Genomic DNA, 8,875 nt, shown 5'->3' on the forward strand with positions numbered 1-8,875 from the left:
TTCTTTGCTTTTTCAATTTGATGGTTTTTTTGATAGATATAGGCTAGTACGTATAATAAACTTTCGTTTTGAGGTTCCAGTTTTAAACCTTCTAATGCTGCTGCTTCTGCCTTATTAAAGACGTTAATTTTATCATATAAAAGACTTAAATTATAATAAAACCTAACATTTTCAGGCATATATCTAATTGCTAGTTGCATTTGATTAATAGCTTCTTCTGTTCTGTTTTGTTCACCTAATAATAATGCATAAGAATAATATGTTTGTGCATACTCTGGTTCTTGATTTATAATAGTCTTAAAAGCCTCTTCTGCCTTTTCAAATTCACCATTTTTATAGTATAAATTAGCCAAATTACTTCTAATCATGTTATTAATATGATCAATCTCCAAAGCACTTTCATAAGATTTTATAGCGTTAATTACGTTACCCTTTTTTAGATAATAATCTCCTTTTTTGGCTCTTCCACCGGAAAAATCGGAAATAACATTTAAGTGAATATTATATTCTACTTTTACTTTTTTATATGCCTCTTTATAAGCTTCAGGAATTTGAATTTCATCTAAAGAAGCCATAGCATGAAAGGCTTTAACCCTTACGGAGCGTTTCTTATCTTTTAATAATGGTATAAAATATTTGACGTAATCTGTAGTTGTTAGTTCACTTAACACATCAATTGTAGCACCCCTTACTAATGGAGAATCATCATCTAAAAAGCTTAACATGTCAGCAATGGATTCTTCATATAAATAATCACTCATCCCCCTAACGGCCGATGCTCTTGCTATTTCTGGATAAATTGTATCTTTTGCTAAGGTTAAAAGGCTATGAAATCCATCATCTGCACCAGTTAAACCTGGTGCTAAAAGTTCAGAAAAGTGCTTGTAATCTGGCTCTCCGTAGTTCTTTTTAAAATGTTCCCAAGCCCATTCATTATCTTTATCTGTATGGCAACGGATACATGCATTTGGTGTATTGAATTTAATACTTAAATCAGGTCTTGGAATTCTAAAACTATGATCACGTCTGTAATCATTACCCATATAAATTTTACCGTCCATGTGGCAATTTATACATTGGGCTCCTTCTGAATTTTCTGAATGAAAATGATGCGATGGCGTATTATAAGTACTTGGTACATGACATTGAGTACACAAATTATTACCTTCAAACTTCAACTTAAGAGAATGTGGGTCGTGGCAGTTTGTACATGTAACATTATTACTATACATTTTACTTTGCACAAATGAACCATATACATAATCCTCATCTAAAATTTGTCCATCAGGATAATAAGTGTTGGTAGCAATTAATTGAGGCCAATAATGATCGAGCATGCTACCTTCAAAATTAAATTGACCAGAAATTTGTTCTCTACGCATGTGGCATCTGGCACATTGATCTACAAGTTCCTTAGGTGAGGTTTTACTCGTCATCCAAAAATTATTTGAAGATTTATAATCTTCTCCAAGTCTTTTTGCTTGTTCTACATGATTTTTCCCAGCACCATGGCACGCTTCGCAATTCACATTAATAATAGCATACTTTGTATTGTAACTGTGTGTTTCCTGATCATAATTTTTTCTAACATTAGTTGAATGGCAATCTGAACACATATTGTTCCAATTCAAACCACCTCTTGACCAATGCAACCACTCTGAGTGCACGACCTTAAAATCTGGATATAAATCAAACCATTTGTTTTTTTTAGTATCCCAAGCTGTTCTAAGACATTGGTAATGCCCATTTGGAAATTTGACTATGTATTGCTGTAGTGGCGTAATTCCGAAGGTATATAATATCTTATAATCTACATAATCTCCTTCTGGTCCCTCGGTATTAACAAAATATGCATCATCTTTTTTATAAAAATGAGAAGTAATACCTTGACTTGTGAATTTTTTATTTTTGAAATCTCCTAATATTGTAGAATCGTTAGCAATTTGCATGGCTTTATCATGATGCGAACCTTTCCAATTATCAACCTCTTGTTTATGACATTCAGCACAAACCTTATCACCTAAAAAATGATTGTCTGGAATTAATTCTGATGAGATAAATACATTGTCAACATTAACATATTTGTTTTTAGTATTACACGCTGAAAAACATACAAGTATCAGAACTAAAATAAACTGGTGAAAATTCAGTTTAAAAAGTGAAAAATTTCTAATCATAAAACAGACTTAAATTGAGAATAAACCACCTTTCAAAGGTAAATTATACAAGCAGTTTTACAAAGGAAGTTATTAATTAAAAACGTACAAAGCCAAATATTTATAGGTATTAAGGGTTTATATGTGATATTGTTCAGAAGAAACTTAAGAAATAAAAATCATTTTTTTGCAAAGTCTTAATAATATAAGTACTTTTGTTTAACTATAACAATATTTTAATGAACAATATAAAAGTTAATTTCAGTATAAAAGATCTAGAAAACCTAACTGGAATAAAGGCTCATACCATTCGTATTTGGGAAAAACGCTATAATTTACTTAGCCCAGATAGGTCGGATACAAACATTAGAAATTATAGTTTAGCAAGTTTTCAAAAGCTATTAAATATATCGTATTTAAATAATAATGGCTTAAAGATTTCAAAAATTGCCGACCTTGATGAAAATCAAATTCCAATTAAAGTTAGAGAAATTGCCTCAAGAGCAAAAGTTGAAGACCATGCCATTAACGCTTTAAAAATGGCTATGATTAATTTTGATCAAGTCTTATTCTATAGCACTTATAATAACCTATTAGAAAACAAGTCGTTTAGCGAAATATTCTATTCTGTATTTTTACCACTATTAAACGACATAGGATTACTTTGGCAAACTAAAACCATTACTCCGGCTCACGAACATTTTTTATCTGTTCATATTAAACAAAAAATACTCTTAAATACTGAACGGTTACAACTTTTAGAGCCTAAACCAGAATCTAAAACGTTTGTGCTTTTCCTTCCTGAGAATGAAATTCATGATATTGGTTTGCTATTTATTAATTATAAACTTAGAAGCAAAGGTTACCACACCATATTTTTAGGCGAAAGTGTTCCTATGGAAAGCCTATCTGATTTACTAGGTTTTTTCGATGAAATTACTTTTGTTTCCTATTTTACAGTTTACCCTGAAATTAAAGACATACCTGATTATATCAATAAATTTCATGATCTCCTTCTTAATAAGGAAAACACAAAACTCTTATTATTAGGTAAAAGGTTTAGTGACTTTCAATTGGAAAATATACCAGAAAAAATTTCCATTTTCAATTCCATAGAAAATTTAGTAAAAGATTTATAAAAATGCTATTATTGTTTAACTTTTAACTATATTTGTTAAACATTATGAAATCAACTATTAATATTATCGGTTCGGGATTTTCTTCATTAGCAGCTTCATGCTATTTAGCTAAAGCAGGCTATGAAGTAACCATTTTCGAAAAAAACAATTCTATTGGCGGTCGTGCCAGGCAACTTTCAAAAGAAGGTTTTACTTTTGATATTGGCCCAACTTGGTATTGGATGCCAGATGTTTTTGAACGGTTTTTTGCAGATTTCGACAAAAAACCTTCTGATTACTACACGCTTGAAAAATTAAACCCTGCCTACAGCGTTTATTTTGGAAAGGATGATTTTATAACCATTGAGGACACCCTTGAAAAAATAGCCGTCGCCTTTGAAAAAGAAGAAGCCGGAAGTTCTAAAAAGCTCAAAAAATTTATAAAGCAGGCTGAAAACAACTATGATATTGCCATAAAAGATTTGGTTTATAATCCTGGAGTATCACCTTTAGAACTTATTACACTAGCAACAATTAAAAAAATAAATCAGTTTTTCAGCACCATTAAAAAGGATGTTAGAAAAGAATTTAAAAATAATAGACTCGTTAAAATTTTAGAGTTTCCTGTTTTGTTTTTAGGAGCTAAACCTAGTGATACGCCTTCATTTTACAGTTTTATGAATTACGCCGATTTTGGACTTGGCACATTTCATCCTAAAAAAGGCATGTATCAAGTTATTCTTGCTATGGAAAGCTTGGCTTTAGAACTTGGAGTAAAAATAAACTTAAATGCTCCTATTGAAAAAATTATAATTGAGAATGGAGAAGCTAAAGGTGTGGTATCAAATGGAAAAAATTATTATTCGGATATAGTTGTTAGTGGTGCCGATTATCATCATACTGAAACTCTTATTGATCCTCCATATCGACAATATTCTGAGAAATATTGGAATAAAAAAACGTTTGCGCCCTCGTCCCTATTATTTTATGTGGGTTTCAACAAAAAGTTAAAAAATGTAAATCACCATACTTTATTTTTTGATGTTGATTTTGATGTGCATGCCGAAGCTATTTATGATAATCCAAAATGGCCAGAAAACCCACTATTCTATGCGAGTTTCCCAAGTATTACAGATAGTCAGTCAGCACCAAATGGTAAAGAGGCTGGCATATTTTTAATACCATTAGCCCCCGGATTAAAGGATACTCCAGAATTGAGATCAACTTATTTTGATAAAATAATCGATCGATTTGAAAACTTAACTTCACAGCAAGTTAAAAATGATATCTTGTTTAAAGAAAGCTTTTGTATTAACGATTTTATAAAGGATTACAATTCTTATAAAGGCAATGCTTATGGAATGGCAAACACCTTGTTGCAAACCGCCTTTTTAAGACCAAAAATAAAAAGCAAAAAAGTGGCTAATTTATTCTTTACAGGTCAATTAACTGTGCCAGGGCCAGGTGTTCCTCCATCATTAATTTCTGGAAAATTAGTATCCGATTTAATAACAAAACATCATAGTATATTAATATGAAATCACTATTTGATACCGTTTCTTACAACAGCAGTAAGCTTGTAACAAAAACATATAGCACATCATTTTCGTTGGCTACAAAAATGCTATACAAGTCTATCAGAAGTGATATATATAATATTTATGGCTTCGTTCGTTTTGCTGATGAAATTGTAGATTCTTTTCACGATTATGATAAAGAAACCCTATTCAACAGATTTTCTGATGATTTAGAATTAGCTTTAAAAGACAGAATTAGTCTCAATCCTATTTTAAACTCATTTCAGCATACCTTTCACAAGTATAGCATAGACAAATCTCTTGTAGATGCATTTATGAATAGCATGCGATTAGATTTACATAAATCTGAATATTTAACGGAAGAAGAATATAAAGCCTACATTTATGGATCGGCAGATGTGGTTGGACTTATGTGTTTAAAAGTTTTTGTTAAGGGTGATATTGAAAAATACGAGGATTTGAAAGATACCGCCATGTCATTAGGTTCAGCATTTCAGAAAGTAAATTTTTTAAGAGATTTGAAAGCAGATTTTGAAGGTCTTGATAGAACCTATTTTCCTAATACTGATTTAAAAAATCTTGATGAAACTTCAAAACAGGTAATTATTGACGACATAGAAGCTGACTTTAAAAAAGGGTTAAGCGGTATAAAAAAATTACCCATTGAAGCTAAATTTGGCGTTTTTATGGCTTATAGATATTACAGTCAACTTCTAAAAAAACTCAAAAAAACACCTGCTTTAAAAATTAAAGATTCAAGAATTCGCGTTTCGAACCCAAAAAAAATTGAACTTTTAATGCGAAGTTATGTGAAATATCAATTAAATTTATTGTAAATTTTAGTTATGCACACTTTATACTGGATACTTATATTTTTAGGAACCTATTCCTTCATGGAATTTATGGCTTGGTTTACACATAAATACATTATGCATGGTGTTTTATGGAGTTTACATAAAGATCATCACCATAAAGATCATGATAGTTGGTTTGAGCGCAACGATGCTTTTTTTATTTTTTATGCCGTTGTTAGTATTGGTTTCTTTTTACTCTGGAAATACACGAGCTTTTGGGCCGGATTACCTATAGGCTTGGGTATTTTTGCATATGGCCTTTCCTATTTTTTGGTGCATGATATTTTTATTCATCAACGTTTTAAGCTTTTTAGAAATGCCAATAATTGGTATGCAAGAGGCGTTAGACGTGCTCATAAAATACACCATAAACACTTGGGAAAAGAAGATGGCGAGTGCTTCGGAATGTTATTTGTTCCGTTTAAATATTTCAAAAAATAGATTCCTTAAACTTCTTCAATGTCCATTAAAACCCATTTCGATTATATTATTATTGGAAATGGTTTAGCCGGATTACAACTTGCTTTAAAAATGGCATCAGATGCTTTTTTTGATGACAAACATATTGCCCTTATAGATTCTTCATTAAAAAACATGAATGATAAAACCTGGAGCTTCTGGGAAACCGAACCTTCACAATGGAACTGTATCGCTCATAAATCGTGGCAAAAAGCTTCAGTTATCACGGCTAAAAAAGACATTCCATTAGAACTTAATCCTTATTCATACAAATCCATTCGCTCTATTGACTTTTATAATTATGCAAAAGGAAAGCTTATTGAAAAGCAGAAAATTTCATTCATTTTAGAACATGTTGAAACAGTAACTGAAAACGACTTTGTAAAAGTATCAACTAATAAGAACACCTATTCAGCAACCCATGTTTTTGATAGTAGAATTCCTGAGGCGTTCTCCATCAATTCAAATGAAAGTATTTTAATTATTCAACATTTTAAAGGTTGGGTAATTAAAACTGAAACCAATTGTTTTGATATAAATAGTATCACTATGATGGATTTTAGGTTGAAAGACGGTGAGCAAACCACATTTACTTATATTTTACCGTTTTCTGAAACAGAAGCACTTATTGAATTCACCTATTTTACCTCGGAAATTGTTAATGAAGCTACTTATGATATGTTTATTGAAAAATATATTAAAGACTATCTGAAAATAGAAAATTACTCAATTATTGAAACTGAAGCAGGACAAATTCCTATGACCAACTTCCCTTTTGAAAAATTCAACACAAAAAAAGTTACTAAAATTGGAACTGGAGGTGGTTGGGTAAAAGGGTCAACAGGCTATTCCTTTAAACATACAGAGAAGAAAGTTGAAAAAATTATTGAAAATATTAAGGTAAATAAAACGCCGTCAAATAATTTATTTAAAAGCAGATTTAAGTTTTACGATAAAGTATTTTTAAAAGTATTAAAAGATGAAAACCATAAAGGGGAATGGCTATTTGAACAATTTTATGATAAAAATTCCATTCAAACAATGTTTCGTTTTTTAGATGAAGAATCCTCTTTTCTTGAAGAATTAAAAATTATGTGGTCATTATTTTCTTGGAGCTTTATAAAGGCGTTCTTTAAAACGCTATAATTAGATTTTTATTAAAACTACTCATTCACCACATTAACAGGATTTCCTTCTAAATAAGCCTTTAAATTATCAACTGTAGTTTGCATCAATCTGGTTCTAGAGGCTTTAGAAGCCCATGCAATATGAGGTGTAATAATACAGTTTTTGGCATTTAATAGCGGATTGTCTGCTTTTATAGGTTCGGTTGAAACGACATCGACAGCAGCACCCAATACTTTACCCGAGTTTAGGGCGTCTTTTAAATGGTCTTCCACTATCAATCCTCCACGAGCGGTGTTTATAATCATTACACCATCTTTCATTTTATCAATATTATTTTTATTGATAATGCCCTCTGTGGCTTCGGTTTGAGGACAATGTAAACTAATAATATCTGATGATTTTAGTAATTCATCCAAAGACACATATTTACAGGTTTCTGTTTCTAATTCTGGCTTTTTGCTTCGGTTATACGCCAAAATTTTCAAACCAAAAGCTTGACCAATTTTGGCGGTAGCTTGTCCTATGCTTCCAAAACCAATAATTCCTAAAGTTTTACCATCAAGCTCTATAAGTGGTGAATTCCAAAAACAAAAATCTAATGATTTAGTCCATTCACCATTATTAACTGCATTAGCATGATTACCAACGTTATGGCACATCTCGAGCAGTAAAGCCATAGTAAATTGTGCAACGGCTTGCGTACCATAAGTGGGAACGTTAGCAACTTGTATACCTAATGCTTTTGCAGTATCTACATCAATGACATTATAACCCGTTGCTAAAACCCCAATATATTTTAATTGAGGAACTTGTTTTAAAACCTCTTTAGTTAAAGGTGTTTTATTGGTAAAAACAATTTCAGCATCGCCTATGTTTTTTACAATATCTACTGAATTATTTCCAGTTCGATCATAAACCAATAAATCGCCAAATTGCTCAATACCTTTCCAACTTAAATCTCCTGGGTTAAGTGTGTAACCGTCTAGTACAACTATTTTCAACTTGTAAATCGCTTTTATTAAGTATTAAAATTATAGTAAATTTTACTAAAAAAGTAAATTTTGAGGCTTTTTATTTTTTAATCAAGGTCTCAATTGTTTCTCTAACCGAATCGCCATTCCAATTGGCTGCACCTGTTTTATCAATTACAATATTCCCTGATTTACCTATTAAAAAAGTTCTAGGAATACTTGAAATATCAAAATTTTCTGGATATTGAGTTACTGGATTATAAACTTGAAAATCATAGCCATTTTTAGCCATAAATTTATTGATAACTGTAAAGTCTTCGTTTGACACAAATACAAATTCAATTTTATCTTTATAATCAGTATACAAATCCTGCATACTAGGCATTTCAGCAATACACGGCGGACACCAAGTTGCCCAAAAATTAAGTAAAACTACTTTGCCTTTAGTGCTTTTAAAGTTAAAAACATCACCCTCCTTATTCTTTAATCCCCAATTATAATCGGTAATTAAAACCTCCCATTGGGGAGGTTTTTTTTATGCTTTTAATCTCATATTATTTTTGTTAATTTAGTAGCTTGGTTTTGACAAAGTATTTATAGCCTTTTATTATTTTTAAAAAATGAAATTAAAAAAAAGTAAAATTAAGAACA

General features: G+C 30.8%; 8 protein-coding genes. 5 read left to right on the plus strand and 3 right to left on the minus strand.

What is annotated here, in order from left to right:
* Positions 1–2,177: tetratricopeptide repeat protein (locus WBN21_RS06715; protein WP_424198668.1), on the minus strand; the 2,177-nt coding region annotated here is incomplete at its 3' end.
* Positions 2,178–2,395: 218 nt separating this feature from the next.
* Here WBN21_RS06715 and WBN21_RS06720 point away from each other — a divergent pair.
* The 5 genes from WBN21_RS06720 to WBN21_RS06740 are packed head-to-tail and all read left to right on the plus strand — an operon-like array spanning position 2,396 to position 7,271.
* Positions 2,396–3,295 (plus strand): MerR family transcriptional regulator, encoded by a 900-nt coding sequence (locus WBN21_RS06720; RefSeq protein WP_424198670.1) that lies wholly within the window; start codon positions 2,396–2,398, stop codon positions 3,293–3,295.
* A 44-nt stretch (positions 3,296–3,339) separates the two neighbouring features.
* Complete coding sequence (locus WBN21_RS06725) at positions 3,340–4,812, plus strand: phytoene desaturase family protein (RefSeq protein WP_424198672.1); 1,473 nt, start codon at positions 3,340–3,342, stop codon at positions 4,810–4,812.
* Positions 4,809–5,648 (plus strand): phytoene/squalene synthase family protein, encoded by an 840-nt coding sequence (locus tag WBN21_RS06730; protein ID WP_424198674.1) that lies wholly within the window; start codon positions 4,809–4,811, stop codon positions 5,646–5,648. The genes WBN21_RS06725 and WBN21_RS06730 overlap by 4 nt, the downstream gene beginning before the upstream one ends.
* A gap of 9 nt (positions 5,649–5,657) precedes the next feature.
* A complete protein-coding gene (locus WBN21_RS06735) occupies positions 5,658–6,107 on the plus strand; it encodes a beta-carotene hydroxylase (RefSeq protein WP_424198675.1) in 450 nt (149 codons plus the stop codon).
* 18 nt (positions 6,108–6,125) lie between these two features.
* A complete protein-coding gene (locus tag WBN21_RS06740; protein WP_424198677.1) occupies positions 6,126–7,271 on the plus strand; it encodes a lycopene cyclase family protein in 1,146 nt (381 codons plus the stop codon).
* A 17-nt stretch (positions 7,272–7,288) separates the two neighbouring features.
* Here the strand turns inward: WBN21_RS06740 and WBN21_RS06745 are convergent, their stop codons facing one another.
* Both WBN21_RS06745 and WBN21_RS06750 read right to left on the minus strand, forming a co-directional pair.
* Positions 7,289–8,254 carry a D-2-hydroxyacid dehydrogenase gene (locus WBN21_RS06745; protein WP_424198679.1) on the minus strand — a complete coding sequence of 322 codons (966 nt, stop codon included), beginning with the start codon at positions 8,252–8,254 and terminating at the stop codon, positions 7,289–7,291.
* Positions 8,255–8,324: 70 nt separating this feature from the next.
* Positions 8,325–8,732, minus strand: a complete 408-nt coding sequence (locus tag WBN21_RS06750) for a TlpA family protein disulfide reductase (RefSeq protein WP_424198681.1) — start codon at positions 8,730–8,732, stop codon at positions 8,325–8,327.
* Positions 8,733–8,875 lie beyond the last annotated feature (143 nt).

The organism is Algibacter sp. (assembly GCF_049667265.1).
Classification (GTDB): domain Bacteria; phylum Bacteroidota; class Bacteroidia; order Flavobacteriales; family Flavobacteriaceae; genus Algibacter_B.

Bases quoted from the DNA above. Each gene is read 5' to 3' on its own strand.
- WBN21_RS06720 (WP_424198670.1), top strand. From the start codon at position 2,396: ATGAACAATATAAAAGTTAATTTCAGTATAAAAGATCTAGAAAACCTA.
- WBN21_RS06725 (WP_424198672.1), top strand. From the start codon at position 3,340: ATGAAATCAACTATTAATATTATCGGTTCGGGATTTTCTTCATTAGCA.
- WBN21_RS06730 (WP_424198674.1), top strand. From the start codon at position 4,809: ATGAAATCACTATTTGATACCGTTTCTTACAACAGCAGTAAGCTTGTA.
- WBN21_RS06735 (WP_424198675.1), top strand. From the start codon at position 5,658: ATGCACACTTTATACTGGATACTTATATTTTTAGGAACCTATTCCTTC.
- WBN21_RS06740 (WP_424198677.1), top strand. From the start codon at position 6,126: ATGTCCATTAAAACCCATTTCGATTATATTATTATTGGAAATGGTTTA.